The 19,548-nt window shown below is 72.8% G+C and carries 16 protein-coding genes; 3 read left to right on the plus strand and 13 right to left on the minus strand.

The annotated features are described in order from the left end of the window. Window positions 1-21 precede the first annotated feature (21 nt). Window positions 22-318 carry an MGMT family protein gene (locus ACTXG6_RS46170; RefSeq protein WP_445185624.1) on the plus strand — a complete coding sequence of 99 codons (297 nt, stop codon included), beginning with the start codon at window positions 22-24 and terminating at the stop codon, window positions 316-318. 96 nt (window positions 319-414) lie between these two features. On the opposite strand, the gene ACTXG6_RS46175 is transcribed toward ACTXG6_RS46170, so the two are convergent. From ACTXG6_RS46175 to ACTXG6_RS46205, 7 genes are all read right to left on the minus strand, one after another. Next, window positions 415-1,122: a sirohydrochlorin chelatase gene (locus ACTXG6_RS46175; protein WP_445185625.1), complete on the minus strand. Its 708-nt coding sequence runs from the start codon at window positions 1,120-1,122 to the stop codon at window positions 415-417. Between the two features lie 89 nt (window positions 1,123-1,211). Next, entirely contained in the window at window positions 1,212-2,423 is a 1,212-nt protein-coding gene (locus tag ACTXG6_RS46180; protein WP_445185626.1) for a uroporphyrinogen-III synthase, read from the minus strand. A gap of 20 nt (window positions 2,424-2,443) precedes the next feature. Then, a complete protein-coding gene (gene nirD, locus ACTXG6_RS46185; RefSeq protein WP_445185627.1) occupies window positions 2,444-2,806 on the minus strand; it encodes a nitrite reductase small subunit NirD in 363 nt (120 codons plus the stop codon). Then, window positions 2,803-5,388, minus strand: coding sequence for a nitrite reductase large subunit NirB (gene nirB / locus ACTXG6_RS46190; RefSeq protein ID WP_445185628.1), 2,586 nt, complete (start codon window positions 5,386-5,388; stop codon window positions 2,803-2,805). Before nirB ends, nirD begins: the two co-directional genes overlap by 4 nt. Further along, window positions 5,385-6,878 (minus strand): FAD-dependent oxidoreductase, encoded by a 1,494-nt coding sequence (locus ACTXG6_RS46195; RefSeq protein ID WP_445185629.1) that lies wholly within the window; start codon window positions 6,876-6,878, stop codon window positions 5,385-5,387. Before ACTXG6_RS46195 ends, nirB begins: the two co-directional genes overlap by 4 nt. Before the next feature lie 181 nt (window positions 6,879-7,059). Further along, the gene (locus tag ACTXG6_RS46200) at window positions 7,060-9,147 is read right to left on the minus strand and encodes a molybdopterin oxidoreductase family protein (protein ID WP_445190300.1); all 2,088 of its coding nucleotides are present in this window, start codon (window positions 9,145-9,147) and stop codon (window positions 7,060-7,062) included. Between the two features lie 24 nt (window positions 9,148-9,171). Next, the gene (locus ACTXG6_RS46205) at window positions 9,172-9,420 is read right to left on the minus strand and encodes a hypothetical protein (RefSeq protein WP_445185630.1); all 249 of its coding nucleotides are present in this window, start codon (window positions 9,418-9,420) and stop codon (window positions 9,172-9,174) included. Window positions 9,421-9,557: 137 nt separating this feature from the next. On the opposite strand from ACTXG6_RS46205, the gene ACTXG6_RS46210 reads away from it, so the two are divergent. Next, window positions 9,558-11,309 (plus strand): hypothetical protein, encoded by a 1,752-nt coding sequence (locus ACTXG6_RS46210; RefSeq protein ID WP_445185631.1) that lies wholly within the window; start codon window positions 9,558-9,560, stop codon window positions 11,307-11,309. Here ACTXG6_RS46210 and ACTXG6_RS46215 read toward each other — a convergent pair. From ACTXG6_RS46215 to ACTXG6_RS46230, 4 genes are all read right to left on the minus strand, one after another. Next, window positions 11,230-12,612: a nitrate/nitrite transporter gene (locus tag ACTXG6_RS46215; RefSeq protein WP_445185632.1), complete on the minus strand. Its 1,383-nt coding sequence runs from the start codon at window positions 12,610-12,612 to the stop codon at window positions 11,230-11,232. The two genes, ACTXG6_RS46210 and ACTXG6_RS46215, sit on opposite strands and share 80 nt — an antisense overlap. Window positions 12,613-12,720: 108 nt before the next feature. Further along, entirely contained in the window at window positions 12,721-13,359 is a 639-nt protein-coding gene (locus ACTXG6_RS46220; RefSeq protein ID WP_445185633.1) for a response regulator, read from the minus strand. Between the two features lie 5 nt (window positions 13,360-13,364). Further along, window positions 13,365-14,687, minus strand: coding sequence for a sensor histidine kinase (locus tag ACTXG6_RS46225; protein ID WP_445185634.1), 1,323 nt, complete (start codon window positions 14,685-14,687; stop codon window positions 13,365-13,367). 103 nt (window positions 14,688-14,790) lie between these two features. Then, window positions 14,791-15,669: a TIGR02569 family protein gene (locus tag ACTXG6_RS46230; RefSeq protein ID WP_445185635.1), complete on the minus strand. Its 879-nt coding sequence runs from the start codon at window positions 15,667-15,669 to the stop codon at window positions 14,791-14,793. A gap of 155 nt (window positions 15,670-15,824) precedes the next feature. Here ACTXG6_RS46230 and ACTXG6_RS46235 point away from each other — a divergent pair, with 155 nt between their 5' ends. Next, window positions 15,825-16,964: a hypothetical protein gene (locus ACTXG6_RS46235; RefSeq protein ID WP_445185636.1), complete on the plus strand. Its 1,140-nt coding sequence runs from the start codon at window positions 15,825-15,827 to the stop codon at window positions 16,962-16,964. A 99-nt stretch (window positions 16,965-17,063) separates the two neighbouring features. On the opposite strand, the gene moeZ is transcribed toward ACTXG6_RS46235, so the two are convergent. Next, window positions 17,064-18,263: an adenylyltransferase/sulfurtransferase MoeZ gene (moeZ, locus tag ACTXG6_RS46240; RefSeq protein ID WP_445185637.1), complete on the minus strand. Its 1,200-nt coding sequence runs from the start codon at window positions 18,261-18,263 to the stop codon at window positions 17,064-17,066. Between the two features lie 128 nt (window positions 18,264-18,391). Beyond that, a complete protein-coding gene (locus ACTXG6_RS46245) occupies window positions 18,392-19,426 on the minus strand; it encodes an alpha/beta fold hydrolase (RefSeq protein WP_445185638.1) in 1,035 nt (344 codons plus the stop codon). Window positions 19,427-19,548: the final 122 nt, after the last annotated feature.

Here is a 19,548-nt window from a genome sequence, read left to right on the forward strand (position 1 = left end):
CCGGCGGCCTACTCTTGTCGGGTGGACGAAGCGACGGCGGACCGGGTGCGCGAGGTGATCCTGGCGATCCCGGTGGGCAGTGTGCTCAGCTACGGCGAGGTCGCCGCCATTGCCGGTCTGCCGTCCGCGCGGCTGGTCGGCCGACTGCTCTCCGAGGACGGCCAGGACCTGCCGTGGCACCGGGTGCTGCGGGCGGACGGCAGCTGCGCGCCGCACCTCGCCGACGAGCAGCTGGCCAGGTTGCGCGCCGAGGGTGTCACCGTGGTCAACCGCCGGGTACGCCGTCCCCGGGCGGACGGCAGGTCGCCCCGCCGTTAGCGCACCGTCGAGGTCGACGAAGATCACCCGCCCACCGCCGCGCGCCCTGACCGTGCGCGCAGGCCACCGCCGTGCGCTCAGGCCACCGCAGTGCGCTCAGGCCACCGCCGAGCGGGCCGCCAGTACGTCCCAGTACCGGGCCGCCACCGCGTCCAGCACACCGCGGTGCACCCCGAGCGGCGCCGCGGCCACCGCCGCCCCGGCCGAAGCGAGCCGGCGTTGGAAGACGCCGGGCGCGAGCAGCCAGCTGGCCACCGCCACCCGCCGCCCGTCCCCGCGCAGCTCCGCCACCACGTCGGCCAGCTTCGGCGCACCGCTGGCCAGGTAGCCGACCCGTACCGGGCAGCCCAGCCGCCGACCCAGCGCACGGGCCGCGACCGCCACCTCGGCGCGCGCACCAGGGTCACTGGAACCGGCGGCGGCCAGCACCGTGGCGTCCCCCGGGCGCCAGCCGGCGGCGCGCAGCCGGGCCTCGGCGGCGTCGACCAGCAGGGGGTCCGCGCCGAGTGCCGGGCTGACCTGCACCCGGTCGGCCACGCCGGCGGCCACCAGCTGCCCCGGGATGTCGTGCCGGACGTGGTAGCCGGCGGCCAGGAACGCGGGCACCACGATGATCTCGGGCGCGCCCAGCAGCGCCGGGACGACCTGGGCGAGGGTCGGCGGCCGGACGTCGGCGAAGGCCAGCCGGACCGGCACCCCGGGCAGTCTCAGCCGGATCGAGGCGGCCAGCCGGCGCACCACCTCGGTGCCCGCCGCCTCCCGGGTGCCGTGCGCGACCAGCAGCAACGCCGGCCACGACTCCACCCGGGACTCCAGCCGCGGCCCCGACAGTGGCCCCGACAGTGGCCCCGACAGTGGCCCCGACAACGGACCCGACAGCGGGGTGGACCGCCTCACCGGCCGTCCCCGGACAGGCAGTTCCCACCCAGCGGGGCCGGGCCGGAGCCGGGGTCCAGGGCCAGGCGGTAACCGCGCTTGACCACGGTCTGCACCAGCCGCGCCTCGCCCAGCGCGGACCGCAGCCGGGTCATCGCGGTCTCCACCGCGTGCTCGTCGTCGCCACCGCCGGGCAGGGCGCGCAGCAGTTCGGCCCTGGTCACCACCCGACCGGGCCGCCGGGCCAGCGAGCGCAGCAGCGCCATCCCGGCCGGCGGTACGGCCCGCAGCTCGCCGTTCACCAGTGCGGCGTGCCCGCGCAGCTCCAGCCAGTGCCCGGCCACCGGGTACGTCCGTGCCAACCGGGGTGCCTCGGCCTCCAGGGTGCGCACCATCGCACCGAGGCGGGACCGTCTCGGCTGCGCCGTCGGAATGTCCTCCGACTCCAGCGGCGCCGCGGTCACCGGGCCGACACACACCACCAGCAGCGGTCCGCGCAGCGCCCGGATCAGGTCGTCCCGCAGCCCGCGCTCGGCGGCCCTGGCGAGCATGCTGGCCGCCGCCGGTGCACTGGTGAAGGTCACCGCGTCCACCGTGCCGGCCAGTATCGCGTCGGTCAGCCGGTCCAGCGGCGCCAGGTCGGCGGGCGGCAGCCAGCGGTACACCGGCACCTCGATCACCTCGGCACCGGCGCAGGTGAGTGCCTCCACCATGTCCGGCAGCGGCTCACCGTGCAGCTGGACCGCGATCCGCTTGCCCTCCACCCCGCCGGTGAGCAGGTAGTCGAGCACCTCCGCGGACGACTCGGAGGCCGGCGACCAGGCGTCGATCAGCCCGGCCGCGCGCACCGCGCCCCGCGCCTTCGGTCCCCGGCAGAGCAGCGTCCCGGCGCGCAGCGCGTCGAGCAGCGCCTCGCCGAGGCCCCAGCCGTCGGCTGCCTCGATCCAGCCGCGGAACCCGATCCCGGTGGTCGCCACCGCGATGTCCGGTGGCGTCTCGATCAGTGACCGGGTCGCGGCGGCCAGCTCGGCGTCGTCGGGCAGCGGCAGGATGCGCAGCGCCGGCGCCTGCAGCACCAGGGCACCCCGGCGCTCCAGCAGCGCGCCCAGCTCGTCGGCCCGGCGCGCGGCGGTCACCCCGACGGTGAACCCGGCCAGGCACGGCACCTGGCCCGGTTCGGCGGGCCGGCGCACGTCCGGCGTCCCGGGATACGTTCCTTGCGGCGTCATCATCGTTGTCCCAGCACGAGTCATGCGAGCTCGACCTGCACCCAGCCGTCGTCGACGCGCACCTGATGGACGGCTACGCCTTGGTCCGGTTCGTCCAGGCACCGGCCGGTGACCAGGCTGAACGCTTGCTTGTAGATCGGCGACGCGACCACCGGCTCGCCCTTGCGGTCCCCCACGATGCCGCGGGAGAGCACGGCGGCGCCACTGCAGGGGTCCACATTGTCGATAGCGTGAACCGTGTCACCCTCCGGGGTGTCGGCCAACCGGAACAGGGCAATCTGGCGGTCGCCGAGCAGCGCGGCCACCCCCCGGCCGGGCTGCAGCTGGTCCAGCCGGCACACCGCCTGCCACGTGGTCAACTCCGTCACCACCGCCTGACTCACCGCGCCACCTCCAGGTTGGGTCCGGCGATGAGCACCGGCTGGCTGCCCCGGTCGTAACCGACCGGCACTTTCTGACCGCGCCGGTCCACGAACTCGATGCTCGGGTCCGGGGTGTCCGGCGCGTTCACGAACGAGGTGAACCTGGCCAGCTTCGCCGGGTCCTCCAGCACGCCGCGCCACTCGTCGGCGTAGCCGGCCACGTGCGCCGCCATCGCCGTGTCCAGCTCGGCACAGATGCCCAGCGAGTCGTCCATGATCACCTCGCGTAGGTGGTCGAGGCCGCCCTCCAGGGCCTCCACCCACGGCGCGGTGCGCTGCAGCCGGTCCGCGGTGCGGATGTAGAACATCAGGAACCGGTCGATCGTGCGGATCAGTGCCTCGGTGTCGAGGTCGGTGGCCAGCAGCTCGGCGTGCCGGGGGGTGAAGCCGCCGTTGCCCCCGACGTAGAGGTTCCAGCCGGTCTCGGTGGCGATCACGCCGAAGTCCTTGCTCCGGGCCTCCGCGCACTCCCGGGCACAGCCGGACACCCCGGACTTGAGCTTGTGCGGACTGCGCAGCCCCCGGTAGCGCAGCTCGAGCGCGATGGCAAGGCCGACCGAGTCCTGCACGCCGTAACGGCACCAGTCGGTGCCCACGCAGGATTTCACCGTGCGCAGCGCCTTGCCGTAGGCGTGTCCGGACTCGAAGCCGGCGTCCACCAGCCGCCGCCAGATGGCCGGCAGCTGCTCCACGCGCGCGCCGAACATGTCGATCCGCTGGCCACCGGTGATCTTCGTGTAGAGCTCGAAGTCGCGGGCCACCTCGCCGATCGCGATCAGGCCCTCCGGGGTCACCTCGCCGCCCGGGATGCGGGGCACCACCGAGTAGGTGCCGTTGCGCTGCAGGTTGGCCAGGAAGTGGTCGTTGGTGTCCTGCAGCGTGGCCTGCTCGCCGTCAAGAACGTGACCGCTGCGCCCGAGGGAAGCCAGGATGGACGCCACCGCGGGCTTGCAGAGGTCGCAGCCGCGGCCGGTGCCGTGCCGCTCGATCAGCTCGGAGAAGGTCCGCACCCCGGTGCTGGCGACGATCTCGAACAGCTCGGCGCGGCTGTGTGTGAAGTGCTCGCACAGTGCCTTCGACACCGCCACGCCCTCGGCCGCGAGCAGCTTCTTGAGCAGTGGGACGCAGGAACCGCAGCTGGTGCCGGCCCTGGTGCAGCCCTTCAGCGCGGGCACGTCGTGCGCACCGCCGGCGATGGCCTCCCGGAGCGTGCCCTTGGTGACCGCGTTGCAGGAGCAGACCTGCGCGGTGTCCGGCAGCGCAGCTGAGATATCTACGCCCCCCTCCACCCCACCCGGCGCGATCATCGCCACCGGGTCGGCGGGCAGCGTGGACCCGACCAGCGGGCGCAGCGTGGCGTACTTCGACGCGTCACCCACCAGGACCCCGCCGAGCAGGGTGTGGGCGTCGTCGGAGACCACCAGCTTGGAGTAGGTGCCGGCCACCGGGTCGTTGACCACGACCTCCAGCGCGCCGTCGGTGCTGGCGTGCGCGTCGCCGAAGCTGGCCACGTCCACGCCGAGCAGCTTGAGCTTCGTGGAGGTGTCCAGGTCGGCGTCGGTGATCGTGGCCGACCCGCCCAGCAGCCGGTCGGCCACGACCTCGGCCATCGCGTAACCGGGGGCGACCAGCCCATAGGTGCGGCCGGCGCCTCCCATGGACGGCACCGCGATCGCGGCGCACTCGCCGATCGCGTAGATCCGGTCGTCGACGGTGCGGCAGTGCTCGTTGACCAGCACCCCGCCGCGCTCGCCGACCGGCAGTCCGAGGCCGCGCGCCAACGAGTCCTCCGGGCGGATGCCGGCGGAGAACACCACCACGTCGGCGTCCAGCTCGACGCCGTCGGACAGCTTCGCCACCAGCCCCCGCCCGCGCGGCCCCTGCTCGATGCCCTGCACGGACACCCCGCAGCGGACCGCGACGCCGAGGTCGGAGACCAGCCGGCGCAGCAACGCACCGCCGCCTTCGTCCACCTGGACCGGCATCAGCCTCGGCGCGATCTCCACCACCTGCGGCGAGAGCCCGAGCAGCCGCAGCGCGCGCGCCGCCTCCAGCCCGAGCAGCCCCCCGCCGACCACCACCCCGGACCGCCGGCCGGCGCCGTCCGAGGCGGTGGCGGCGACTGCCGCTCTCTTGATCGCGTCCAGGTCGTCCAGGGTGCGGTAGACGAAGCAGCCGTCCAGGTCGCGGCCGGGCACCGGCGGCACGAACGGGTAGGAGCCGGTGGCCAGCACCAGCGCGTCGTAGCCGACTCCTGCGCCGCTCGCGGTGCGCACCGTGCGCGCCGCCAGGTCGACGTGCTCCACCTGCTCGCCGAGGCGCAGGTCGACCATCTCGTCGGCGTGTACCTCGGGGCCGACCAGGCTGAGCGCCTCCGCGTCGACACCCTCGAAGTAGCTGGACAGCGCCACCCGGTCGTAGGCCGGGCGGGTCTCCGCGCCGAGCACCACGATCCGCCAGGTGTTGTCGGTGTCCCGGCTGCGCAGCGCCTCCACGAGCCGGTGACCGACCATCCCGTGGCCGACGACGACGAGTGTCTTCATGCGGCTCCCTCTCCCAGTTCGGCGGGCTCCGCCGCGGCCAACCAGTCACAGATCCCGGACACCGCCGACTGGCAGCTGCCGCAGCCGGTGCCGGCCCTGGTGACCTTGCTGAGCGCGGCGACATCGGTCGCGCCGGCCCGCCAGGCGGTGAGGAGCGCCCCCTTGCTGACCGTGTTGCACCGGCAGATCAGTGCGCCGGACGGCAGCAGCGCCGGCGAGCCGACCGGACCGCCGGCACTGGTGGCCTCGCCGGGCAGTGCCCGACCCAGCAGCAGCGCGAGCCGGTCGGACGGTACCGGCGCGCCGGAGTCGAAGAGCTGGATCACCGAGGCGGCCGCGTCGGGCACCCCGAGCATGATCGCGCCGACCAGCCTGTCGTGACGCAGGACGATCTTGGCGTAGCGGCCGCGGAACGGGTCCTCGAACCGCAGTACCTCAACGGATGCGTCGGCCCACTCCGCGCCGGGCTCCACCAGCGGGTCGCCGACGGCGGCCAGGTCGATGTCGCGGGCCTTGAGCCGGGTGACCAGCGGGGTGCCGAGGTACCGGGCGGCCGGGTCGGCGCCGGTGAGCAGCCCGGCCAGCACCTCGGCCTGCTCGAACCCCGGCTGCACCAGGCCGGACACCGTGCCGGGGTGGCGGGCGCAGTCGCCGATCGCGTGCACCCGGTCGTCCGAGGTGCCCATCCGGTCGTCCACCAGGATGCCCCGGTCCACCGCGATGCCGGCGTCATCGGCCAGGTCGGTCTCCGGCCGGACCCCGGCGGACACGACCACCGCGTCCACCGACAGCGTGGTGCCGTCGTCGCACTCCAGGCCGAGCTCCGGGGTCCAGCGCTTGGCCATGACGTTGAGCCGCACGTCCACCCCGAGCTTGCCGAGCGCGGCGGCCAGCACGCCGGACGCACCCGGGTCGAGCTGGCGCTCCATCAGGTGCGGATGCGGGTGCAGCACGGTGACCCGCACCCCCCGGCCGACCAGCCCCCTGGCCGCCTCCAACCCGAGCAGGCCGCCACCGAGCACCGCGACCCGTCCGCCGGGGCGGCCCAGCTCCAGGATGCGCGCGCAGTCGTCGAGGTCGCGGAAGGTGGCGACGCCGTCGGCCAGCGCACCGTCCTCGGCCAGCAGCCCGTCGGTCGGCGGCACCCAGGCGCGGCTGCCGGTGGCCAGGACCAGTTCGTCGTACGGCTCGCTGGTGCCGTCCGCCAGGAGCACCCGCCGCGCCGGCCGGTCGATGGCGGTGACCGCGACGCCGGTGCGCAGGGTGACCCGCCGCCGTGTCGCCCAGTCCGGGTCGTGCAGCCCGATCGACGCCGCGGTCAGCCCGCCGGCCACCACGGTGGACAGCAGCACCCGGTTGTACGCCGGGTGCGACTCGGCGCCGAACACCGTGAGGCTGGCCCGCTCGCCGGCGGGATCGTGGCGGCGGACCTCTTCCACGAATCGGGCGCCGACCATTCCATGGCCGACGATCACAATGCGGCGGGGCACCCGGTCACGCTAGGAAGCGTGCGTTACGGCCACGCGGCACGGGGTGACGGCAGCGTTACGCTCCCTTCACGCAGCGTCTCTGCCTGCGGTGATGCCGCTGGCGCACACAGACCTGGTGCCGCCGGCACAGACGGTGCAGGGTCTGTGCCGGCGGCACCAGGTCTGTGCCGGCCGAATACAGCTAGGCCGGCTCCAGGCGGACCGCGCAGGCCTTGAACTCGGGCATCCGGCTGATCGGGTCCAGCGCGGGGTTGGTCACCAGGTTGGCCGTCTGCTCGGCGCCGAAGTGGAACGGCAGGAACAGCGTGTCCGGCCGCAGCCCCGACACGTAGCGCACCACCGCCGTGGCCACCCCGCGCCGCGACACCACCCGCGCCGGCGCGCCGTCCACCAGCCCGGCCCGCCCGGCGGTGTCCGGGTCCACCTCGACGAAGGACTCCGGCTCGATCGCCGCCAGCTCCGGGACCCGGCGGGTCTGCGCGCCGGACTGGTAGTGCGCCAGCACCCGCCCGGTGGTGGCCCACAGCGGGAACTCCGCGTCCGGGCGCTCGGCCGGCCCGGTGTACTCGACCGGGATGAACCGGGCGAACCCGTCCGGGTGCGCGAACCGGTCCAGGAACAGCCGAGGCGTGCCCGGGTGCGGTGTCACGCCGTCCGGGACGGCCGGGCACGGCCAGTACAGCGCCTCGCCGGAATCCAGCCGGGCGTAGCTGATGCCGGAGTAGTCGGCCGGCCCCCCGGCGGACGCCCGGCGCAGCTCCTCGAAGACGACCTCCGGCTGCTCCGGGAAGGCGTCCGGCGGGAACCCGCCGTCGAGCGCCGGGAAGAGCCCCGCGACCAGGCCGGACAGCACCTGCAGGTCGGTGCGCACCCCCTCGGGTGGGGCCAGGGCGCGCCGCCGGCGCAGCACCCGGCCCTCCAGGTTGGTCATGGTGCCCTCCTCCTCGGCCCACTGCGCCACCGGCAGCACGACGTCGGCCATCCGGGCGGTCTCGGAGAGGAACAGGTCGGCCACCACCAGCAGGTCCAGTGACTCCAACCGGGTGCGGACCGCGCCCGCGTCCGGCGCCGAGACGACCAGGTTGGAGCCGAACACCAGCAGCGCCTTCGGTCCGCCCGCCTGCCCCAGCGCGTCCAGCAGCTCCACCGCGCTGCGCCCGGGGCCGGGCAGCGACTCCGGCGGCACTCCCCACACCCCGGCGACGTGCGCGCGTGCCGCCGGGTCGTCGATGCGGCGGTACCCGGGCAGCTGGTCGGCCTTCTGGCCGTGCTCGCGGCCACCCTGTCCGTTGCCCTGCCCGGTGATCGTGCCGAACCCGCTGCCCGGTGTGCCCGGCATCCCGAGCGCGAGCGTCAGGTTGATCCACGCCGAGACGGTGTCCACCCCGTGCGCGCTCTGCTCGACACCGCGCGCGGTGAGCAGGTAGCGCCGCCGCGCCGAGGCCAGCAGCCGGACCACCGCGCGCTGGTCGGCGACGGACACCCCGGTGACCCTTTCGGCGCGCTCCGGCCACCAGCCGGCGGCCAGTCGCCACGCCGCGTCGAACCCGGTGGTGCGCTCAGCCACGTACGCCGTGTCCAGGTGCCCCTCGGCCACCGCGATGTGCAGCATGCCCAGTGCCAGCGCCAGGTCGCTGCCGGGCGCCGGCCGCAGGTGCAGGCCGCCCGCTTCCACCGCGGCGCGCGCGGTCGCGCTGTACCGGGGGTCGATCACCACCTGGCGGGCGCCGCGCAGGTGCGACACGAACGGCGGCATCGTCTCGGCCACGTTCGCCCCGGCGAGCACCACCACGTCGGCGACGTCCAGGTCGGTGACCGGGAACGGCAGCCCCCGGTCCAGCCCGAACGCCCGGCTGCCGGCGGCCGCCGCCGAGGACATGCAGAACCGGCCGTTGTAGTCGACCTGCGAGGTACCCAGCGCGACCCTGGCGAACTTGCCGAGCAGGTAGGCCTTCTCGTTCGTCAGCCCGCCGCCGCCGAACACCGCCACCGAGTCCGGCCCGTGTGCGGCGCGCAGCGCGGTCAGCCGGTCGGCGATGTGGCCGAGCGCGGTCTCCCAGCTCACCGGTTCGCCGTGCAGCAGTGGTGTGGTCAGCCGCTCCGGGTGGTGCAGCAGCTCCGCCGAGGTCCAGCCCTTCTGGCACAGCCCGCCCCGGTTCGTCGGGAACTCCCGCGGCGCCACCTCCGGCTTCGCGGCTCCCGGGCCGGTTGTGACGGTCATCCCGCACTGCAGCGCGCAGTACGGGCAGTGCGTCGCGGCGGAGTCCATGCCAGGCATGCTTGCCACCGCCGGTTACCGACGTGTTGCCGAACCATTGCGGCCGCGCGGAATGGCGCTCACCGACCCGGTCCCGCCGGTGTGCGGCAACAGCGACCAGTCCAGCTCCTGATGGGTCTGGATCGCCTGGGTGGTCTGGCGCAGTTCCCGGCGGCCCTGGGCCAGCCGCAGCTCCCGCACCCGCAGGTTCGCCTCCTTGAACCGCGTGCCGGCCGCGAAGCCGACCAGGAAGAGCACTCCGGCGGCCAGAAGTACAACGGTCATGCCCATGATCTCCGACCTGCCTCTCATCCTCTGTTCTCCTCTGTGTCCGTTGACACATTGAGTGCACCATCCACCGCCGGGGGTGATCAGGCCGAAGCTCGGTTGAATGCTGGTCATCGGTTGGGCAACATCAGGTCATGCAGGTCGATGGGGCGGATCCGCACACCGGCCTGCGTGCCGACCTGCGGCTACTGCGCCTGCACGGGATCCCCCGGGCGCGCGGCCTGGAGATCCCCCGGCTGCTGGCCGCGGCGGAGCAGCTCGGCTACCGCGCCGTCGGCACCCCGGTCGACAACGCCGTGACCGAACTGCTGCGCCAGGCGGTGAACCGGCTGGGCGAGAGCCGGGAGGCCACCGCCGCCGAGCGGAGCTTCGGGCTGTCCCCGGGGCACAAGCTGTGGAAGGCCGCCGACCGGCGCCGGGCCGCCGTGCAGGTCCAGGGCGTGAGCATCGAGACGTTCCGCAAGAGCTACGAGGTCACCCTGCTCGACCAGTTGGCCACCGAGATCCTCGGGCTGCTCGACGAGTTGGACGGGGCCCCGACCGCCCAGCCCGCTCCGCCGGACCGGCCGGTGCCGGCGCGGTTCTGGCGGGAGCACCACGTGGCCGACGTGCTGCGCGCCGCGCACGCCAACGCCGACTGGGACCTGGTGGAGGGGGTGTACCTGCAGTGCGTGGACATCGCCCGCAACCACGAGGGTGGGCTCATGCCGGACGCCATCCCGGCGTTCTTCGCCGAGGCGCTCGGCCGGATGTCGGCCAACTACTTCGGCCGGGAGGAACAGCTGATCCAGCACGGCCTCGGCATCCTGGGCAACGCCGAGCACACGAACAAGATCACCCCAGAGTTGTTCCGGCTGCTCTACACCGACGACCGGTTCGACCGGTTCGCGCAGTACGCCGGCGGCCACGACCCGAAGCGGCTGCGCCGCCGCCCGCGCCCGTTCGAGACGCTGGTCGAGACGGCCCGCCGGTTCCGCGATCTGAACCACCTGCGCGCGGCGCTGGACGGCCTGCCCACCTCGTGCGTACTGGGCGGCTCGGTCAACTACTCCCGCTACTTCAATGTGCGTGGCCGCCAGGGTGGGGAGCTGCCCGGGTCCAGCGTGGACATCATGCTGGTGATCCCGGACTTCGACCTGCTGGACGAGGTCATCGCGGGCCTCGGGGCCCTGCCCGGGAGCTCCCGGGCCAGCCTGGCCGCGCTGGCGCAACGGTCCGCCGAGTGGCGGGAGCGGCGCCTGGACGACGGCAACACCCTGTTCAGCCAGCGCATCTGGATGTGGACCGAGGAGGACGACCCGGTGATGGACTGGGCGCCCAACCGCGGCGAGTACCCGATCGACCTGCGGATCGCCTCCACCGACGTGCTGAGCTGGATCCTGGTGGCCGGCAACCCGAAACTGACCTCGAGCTCGGCGGGCAGCTCGAGGTCGGTCCGGGACTTCTGCGAACGACAGACGGTGCCCGATGAGCACCAGCGCAGCTTCAGCGGCCGGGACCTGCTCATCCCGCAGGACGTCACCGAGCTGGGCGCCAGCCGGCTGCGCGTGCACCGGGCATACACGATCCACGGGGAGCGCTACTACCCCGGCTCGGCGCAGAACCTGATCCTGCCCAGGCTCAACACCCGGTGGGAGAACCTGCCGATCCGCAGGCAGCTGGAGATGTTCCGCTGGAAGATGATCGAGCGGCTCCGCCACGAGCGGCGCAACCACCCCTACGAGCTGCTCCGGATGAGCATGTCGCACTCCCGCTCGGAGCTGTTCGCCCCGCACATCCTGCGGTCGGTGACAGCGGCGACGCCACCTAGACCCTGGCATACGCGGGGGCCCCGGCAGGGGAGTCCGCCACCGCCTTGGCACCCCGCAGGTAGACGGCGTAGGTGACGGCGGCGCACACCACGTAGAAGACGAGGAAGCCGTAGAACGCCGGCACCCCGCTCTTGGTCACCGCGAACGACTCGCGGAACGCCATGTTGATCAGCAGGCCGCCGAGCGCACCGACGGCCGAGATGATCCCGATCGCGGCACCACTGACCCGCCGGGCACGCAGCAGCGCGGCTTCCGGGTCCTCGCCGGCGTCGATCGCGGCAAGCGCCTTCGCCCGGAAGATCGCCGGGATCATCTTGTACGTGGAGCCGTTGCCCACCCCGGAGAACACGAACAGGGCGATGAAGCCGACGGTGAACAGGGCCAGCGACGAGGTGTTGGAGGCCAGCACGCAGACCAGCGTGGCGACGCCCATCAGCAGGAAGTTCCAGAAGGTCACCCGGGTGCCGCCGACCCGGTCGGACAGCCAGCCACCGACCGGGCGGATCAGCGAGCCGAGCAGCGGGCCGATGAAGGTGACGGCGGCGGCCTGCAGCGGCGTGCGGTGGAACTCGTTCTGCAGCACCAGGCCGAACGCGAAGCTGTAGCCGATGAACGAGCCGAAGGTGCCGATGTAGAGCAGCGACATGATCCCGGTCTGCGGGTCGGACACGGCCTCCTTGGCGGCGCCGGTGTCGTTGCGCACGGTGGCCAGGTTGTCCATGAACAGCACGGCGCACAGGGACACGATCACGATCAGCGGGATGTACACCGCGAGCATCAGCCGGGGGTGCGCCACCCCGCTCACCCCGATGATCAGCAGCCCGATCAGCTGCACCACGGCCACCCCGAGGTTGCCGCCGCCGGCGTTCAGCCCCAGCGCCAGCCCCTTGCGGCCCTCCGGGAACAGCGTGTTGATGTTCGTCATGGACGAGGCGAAGTTGCCGCCGCCGAAGCCGGCCAGCGCGGCCACCACCATGAACGTGGTGTACGACGTGCCGGGGTGCACCACGAACGCGGCAACCACCGTCGGGATCAACAGCATCAGGCCGCTGAACACGGTGAAGTTCCGGCCGCCGAAGCGGGCCACCCCGAACGTGTAGGGCACCCGCAGGATCGACCCGACCAGCGTCGGGGTGGACACCAGGAAGAACTTGCCGGCCGTGTCGATGTGGTACTCCGGGCCCATGAACAGCACGAACACCGACCACAGGGACCACACCGAGAACCCGACGTGCTCGACGAAGATCGAGAACCACAGGTTGCGGGTGGCCACCTTGCGCCCGATCGTGGCCCAGAACTCCGGGTTCTCCGGTTCCCAGCGTTCGATCCACCGCCCCGCGCGGCGCGGTGGCGAACTACTCAGTTCGTCGGTGCTCATGGCAGGCCTCCAAGATCGCGGGACGCGAATCGGTTGGGCCCGACCGTAGGAACGAACGGTTACCTGGACGTGGCCGTATGTGACGCCCGTGAAAAGTGGTACTCATTCTCAGAGCCGCAGATAGGTGAGCACCGCCATCACCCGGCGATGATCACTGTCCGACGGCGGGAGCCCCAGCTTGCCGAAGATGTTCCCGATGTGCTTCTCCACCGCCCCCTCGCTGACCACCAGGCGGCGGCAGATCGCGGTGTTCGTGCAGCCCTGCGCCATCAGGCCGAGCACCTCGCGTTCCCTCGGGGTCAGCGTGGCCAGCGGGTCCCGGCGGGCCGCGAACAGCTCGGAGACCACCTGCGGGTCCAGCACGGTGCCCCCGGCGGCCACCCGGCGCAGCGCGTCGGTGAGCTCGTCGACGTCGACCACCCGGTCCTTGAGCAGGTAGCCGACCCCGCCGGCGCGGTCGGCGAACAGGTCGCCGGCGTAGGTCACCTCGACGTACTGCGACAGCACCAGGATCTTCGCGCCGGGTGCACGGCGGCGGATCTCGACGGCGGCGCGCAGCCCCTCGTCGGTGTGCGTCGGCGGCATCCGGATGTCCACCACCGAGACGTCCGGCGCGTGCTCGGCCACCGCGGTGACCAGCGAAGGGCCGTCGCCGACCGCCGCGACCACCTGGCACCCGGCCTCCTCGATCAGCCTGATCAGTCCTTCGCGCAGCAGCACCGAGTCCTCGGCGAGCACCACCCGCATGCCGGTCAGCCCCCGCCCGCCGGTCGCACCGGCAGCTCGGCGGCCAGCACGGTCGGCCCACCGGGCGGACTGTCCACCACCAGCTGGCCGTCCAGCGCCCGGACCCGGTCGAGCAGCCCGGCCAGCCCGTGCCCCTTGGCCGGGTGCGCGCCGCCGCGGCCGTTGTCGGTCACGGTGACCCGGACCAGGCGCTCGTCGAGGGTCACCCGCACGCCGCCCTCGGTGGCGCCGCTGTGCTTGACCAGGTTGGCCAGTGCCTCCGCGACCACGAAGTACGCCGCGTTCTCCACCGCCGGCGGCAGCCGGGGCGCCTGAACCTGCTCGGTGTCCAGCTCCACCTGCACCGGGCAGCGCGCGGCCAGCGCGGCGAGCGCGGCGGGTAGTCCCCGGTCGGCCAACACCGGCGGCGCGATCCCCCTGGACAGTGCGCGCAGCTCCTCCAACGTCTCCCTGGTCTGCTCGATCGCGCCACCGATCAGCGGTCCGGCGGACTCGGGGTCGGTGCGCAGCCGGCGCTGTGCGGTGCCCAGATCCATCGCGAGGCGGATCAGCCGCTGCTGCGGGCCGTCGTGCAGGTCACGCTCGAGGCGGCGCAGCGCCGTGGCCTCCGCCGAGACCGCGGCGGCCCGGCTCTCGGTCAGCGCGGACACCCGCTCGGCCAGCACCGAGGCGCGCTGCCGCGTCAGCAGACCCCGGCCGAAGGAGGACAACAGCAGCGCCAGCCCGCGCATCACCAGGGGCAGCGTGAGCGCCGCGACCAGGCCGATGCCGAAGACCAGCCCGACCCGGACCGGCGTCGAGTCACCGAGGCCGACCAGCTGGGCCAGGCTGACGCCGTCCGGACCGAGGGGCAGCGTCCAGTCGTAGAGCGGGTAGAGCAGCCCGGCCAGCGCCACGCACCACCAGGCCAGCCCGATCGGGAACACCAGGAGGCTGGGGATCAGCACCAACACGCCGTAGAGCAGGTCCAACCAACGCCGGCCGTCGCCGAGCAGGCTCAGCACCCGGCGGGCCACCGACCCCTCCGCCACCGTCCGGTACGCCGGGGCCGACACCGGCGCACCGGTCAGCGTCCGGAGCCGGGCCCGCTCCAGTACCGCGAACCCCTGCGCGATGAACAGCATCAACACCAGCACCGGGAACCCGACCACCACGACCACCGTGCCGACTCCGGACGCCAGCAGCGCGACCAGTACCGGGAAACTGATCACCGCGATGATCCAGCCGGTCAGCACGTACGCGGAGTCGGCCGCCAGCACCGCCAGCCGGGACCGGGCCGGGCGCGCCGGATAGCCGGACGACGGCTCGAACACCGTCGGTGCGGACATGAGGTTCATGGTGCCCGACGCTAAGCGGGCCGCCAGTTGTTTCCCATCCGGCGCACCACCGCCGCCGTGGTGGGGCTAGCCCCACCATGCTCCGACTCTCTGACTAGAGCCGCTGCACGATCAGGTCGGCGGCGTAGTCCAGGCCGCGCAGCGACTCCGCCGTGGACGCCGGGTGCTGCGCGTGCAGGGCCACCCGGAACAGCAGCGCGCGCAGCAGTGCCTGCGGCCACCCGTCCAGGTGCGCCCAGGTACCGAGCAGCGCGGGGTCACCGCCGCCCCAGGCCAGCGCGTCGACCACGATCACGGCGGCGGCCCACTCCACCGGCCGCCAGAACGGCACCAGGTCGAGAATTGCCGGCGGCGCGTCACCGTCGAAGAGCACGGTGCCGAACAGGTCCGGGTGCACCACCTGGGCGGGCAGCCGGATCTGGCGGCGGTAGCGGGCCAGGTCGTCGAACAGCAGACCGCCGGCGGTCGGTTCCATCGTGATGGCCCGCTCACCCCAGGCGGCCGCGTCGGCGCGCGCGGTGAGGCCGTCGCGGTCGTCGAGCAGCCGGGGCCGGCGCACGGAGGCGGTCGCGGTGTGCAGCCGCAGCGAGGTGGCGACCAGCTCGTCGTAGCGCGGTTGCGGGGTACCGCTGACGTACTCGCACGCCGAGTAACCCGCCACCACCCAGCGGCCGTCCGAGGAGCGCAGCGGCCGGGCCACCCGCAGCCCGTCGACCGTCAGGGTGTCCAGCACCCGGGCCGACCAGGCTGCCAGCGCGTTGTCGGTGACCGGTCGGATCAGCACGTCGGCGCAGCGCCAGGACGGGATGCCGCCCACCACGACCGGCTGGACATCGGCCTCGCGGACCCCGAATGCGGTGCGCACGTGGTGCGGCAGACCCGCGCCGGAATCGGGCGCCGGGCCCGCCGATGCTCGCGGACTGGGCACCGCGTCCGACGACGAGCCACTGGCACGATCCGTCGCGGTACTCACAATCGGGCACGGTACCGTCGGACCACCCACCATCCCGGCTACGCCACGCCGAGCCGGGAGCCGGTGCCCCCGGTAGGTCTCGGCGACGCCACCAAAAGGCCCCGACCACGGTGAATAGGCTCCCCTGAGACCGGCTTTGCCGCTACCGTCCTGCCATGTCGACGCCCTCACCTCCCGGTCCTGAACCGGAACAGCCTGATCCACACCGGGAGGGGCCGGCCCCGGAGAGCTCTCCTCCCTCGCCCTACCCGAACTACCCGTCGGCGCCGACGCCACGGGAGGGCTATCCGCAACAGGGCGCGGCCGGCAGCTACCAGCCGGACAGCTACCCGCCCCAACAGGACTACCCGCCCCAACAGAGCTACCCGCCGGGTGGTGGGTTCCAGAACTACCCCGCCGGCTACTCGGGGTACCCCGAGACCGGCGGCGGGATGGTGCCGCCGAACGACCCGTTGGTGCCGGCGAACTTCGCCGGCTGGTTCCAGCGCATCGTCGAGGTGATCCGCCGCAGCTTCCAGCAGCTGGCGATGCTCCAGCTGATCGCCGCCCTGGTGAGCGCGGTGGTCGGCGCGGTGCTCGCCGGCGCCAGCCCGGACACGTCCGCGTACAGCGCGCAGGTCGAGGCCGATGCGGCCGCCGGTGCCGCACCGGATCTCGGCGCCCTCGGCGGGGCCGTCGGCACGGTGCTGGTGCTGAGCCTGGTCGGCGGCCTGTTCTCGCTGGTGGCCAACGCGTTCGTGCAGAGCGGCTCGATCTACGTGGCGATCAGGGATGCGGCGGGCCAGCCCGCGACGGCGTCCGAGGGGCTGCGGTTCTCCGTCGGCCGGGCGCTGCCGCTGATCGGCTGGGGACTGCTCGCCGGAGTCATCGTCGCTTTCTTCCTGACTCTCGGCGTGTTCCTCTCCATCACGGTGAACGTGGCGCTGTTCGTGCTGGCCATCCCAGGGCTGTACCTGAGCATCGTGATCTTCTCGTCGCTGTACGGCGTGGTCGTCATCGAGCGCGGCGGCCTCGGCAGGTGCTTCGCGCTGATCAAGGGCCGGTTCTGGGCCACCACCGGCCGGATGGTGGTCGCGGTCCTGCTCGGCGGTATCTACGCCGGTGTGGCGCAGGCGGTCTCGTCCGTCGTCGGCGGCGGCCCGACCGGCGTGTTCAGCGTGATCCTGCACGCCGTCCTGATGATCCCGCTCGGTGTGGCGGCGATCGCCGCGATCGTGGTGACCTACGCCGAGCTGAGGTTCCACGAGAACACCGAGGTGTCCACCCCGGCGCTGGCCGCCGAACTGGCCCGATAGCCGACCGGCCGGCGCCGCCCGGGGTTCCGAGGCGACGCCGGCCGGTTGGTCAGCTCAGTACTTGGTCGATCAGTACTCGGTCGATCAGTACTCGGTCGATCAATAGGTCGGCAGCGAGTTGTCGACCTGGTTCACCCAGGCCAGCACGCCGCCGCCCACGTGCACCGCGTCCTTGAAACCGGCCTTCTGCAACGCGGCCAGTGCCTCCGCGGAGCGCGCCCCGGACTTGCAGTGCAGCACCACCGGCTTGTCCTGCGGGATCTCCGAGAGCGCCTCGCCGGACAGGATGCGGTCCTTCGGGATCAGCACCGCACCGGGGATGCTCACGATCTCGTACTCGTTCTGCTCCCGGACGTCGATCAGCGCGAAGTCCTTGCCCGCGTCGATCATGTCCTTCAGCTCGCGCGCCGTGATGGTGTGGCCGGCGGCGGCACCCTGCGCGTCCTCGGAGACGACGCCGCAGAACGCGTCGTAGTCGATCAGCTCGGTGATCGGCTTTGTCTCCGGGTCCTTGCGGACCTTGATGGTGCGGTAGGTCATGTCCAGTGCGTCGTAGACCATCAGCCGACCCAGCAGCGTCTCGCCGATGCCGGTGATCAGCTTGATCGCCTCGTTCACCATGATCGACCCGATGGAGGCGCACAGCACGCCCAGCACGCCACCCTCGGCGCAGGAGGGCACCATGCCAGGGGGCGGCGGCTCCGGGTAGAGGTCGCGGTAGTTCAGGCCGAGCCCGTTGGGGGCGTCCTCCCAGAACACCGAGGCCTGACCCTCGAAGCGGAAGATCGAACCCCATACGTACGGCTTGCCCAGCAGCACGGCGGCGTCGTTCACCAGGTAACGGGTGGCGAAGTTGTCGGTGCCGTCCAGGATCAGGTCGTAGTCGCGGAAGATGTCCAGCACGTTCGAGGAGTCCAGGTGCACCTGGTGCAGCCGCACCTCGACCAGCGGGTTGACCTCCTTGATGGAGTCCCGCGCCGACTCGGCCTTGGGGCGGCCCACGTCGGACTGGCCGTGGATGATCTGGCGCTGCAGGTTCGAGGTGTCGACCTCGTCGAACTCGACGATGCCGAGCGTGCCGACCCCGGCGGCGGCCAGGTACAGCAGCGCGGGGGAACCCAGCCCGCCGGCGCCGACCACCAGCACCTTGGCGTTCTTCAGCCGCTTCTGGCCGGCCATCCCCACGTCCGGGATGATCAGGTGGCGGCTGTACCGCTCGACCTCTTCCTTGGTCAGCTCGGCGGCCGGCTCCACGAGCGGCGGTAGTGACGTCTGGGGCGCCTTCGGCTCCGCGGCCATGTTCGATCGCTCCTTCACATCTACTTCGGCGTGCGACTCACCAGTACAACGCCCGGCTCGGCCGCTATCTTCCCACCTTCCGGGTCGGCCGGCCCGACTCGGAAGGTGCCGAGCTCACCGCCGCCGGCTCACCACTGCCCGGCGTCGACCGCCCGCCACATGCCCAGCACCGCGCGCGCCACCGTCACCGGGGTCTCGATCTGTGGCACGTGGCCGACCTCGGGCAGCGCGAGCAGCCGCCCGCGCGGCAGGGTGAGAGTGGTCCGCACGGCCAGCCGGGGCGACATCAGCCGGTCCCGGCCGCCCCACACCACCAGCGTCGGCACACTCAGCCGGGCGGCCACCGACCACAGCCGGGGACCGACGAACCAGCTGCGGAACATGCCCTGGGCGGCGCGCAGCAGCGCCTCGCGCGCCCACGGCTGCCGCGACCGGTGGCTGTGCTCCTCGAGCGCCTCCAGGATCCGGTGCTCGGTCACCAGGGACGGATTGCCGAAGCACAGCCGGATCATCTGCTCGACGCCCTCCCTCGGCGTCACCTCGGCCATCTGACGGCCGACCCGGGCCCGCAGCCACGGGACCAGCGCGAGCAGCAAGCGGGGGTCGGACACCCGCCGGGGGTCCGGGCGGCGGTCCGGCATGGCCGGCGCCAGCAGCGTCAGGCTGCGTACCAGCTCCGGTCGGCGGTCGGCCGCCAGCAGCGAGACCGCCCCGCCGAGGGAGTTGCCGAGCAGGTGGACCGGGCGGTCGAGGCCCGCCAGGAAGGACAGCACCGCGTCGGCCTGCGCGGACGGGGAGTAGAGCCCGGAGCTCAGCGGCCGGGAGTGTCCGAAGCCCGGCAGGTCCAGGGCCAGGCCGGGGGCGTGCGGGGCCAACTGGGCGGCCAGGTCGGTCCAGTTGTTCGCCGAGCCGGACAGCCCGTGCACGTAGACCGCCGGGGTCGCACCGGGGTCGGTCGGGGTCCGCCGCACGAACATGGTCACGCCACCGGAGGTGATCTCCTGCCCGGGCCACGGCTGCTGGTGCGGATCCAGCGGCGGGAGCTCGCCGGCATCGGCCAGCGGCGCCACCCGAACGGGCGGCGTGGCAACGGCGGGCAGCGTGTGCGTGGTGCCGCGCCCGGAGCCACTGCCGGCACCGTTCAGCAGGTAAGGAAGGACCATCGCTCCAGAATGCGGGACGCCACCCCGGAATCCCAAGTTCTTCGGACATCTACCGGACACCGCGCGGTCAACTCACAGACACCCGGACATCACCCGTATTTTCAGTGACCCGTATTTTTAGT

Source organism: Pseudonocardia sp. Cha107L01, assembly GCF_052566575.1.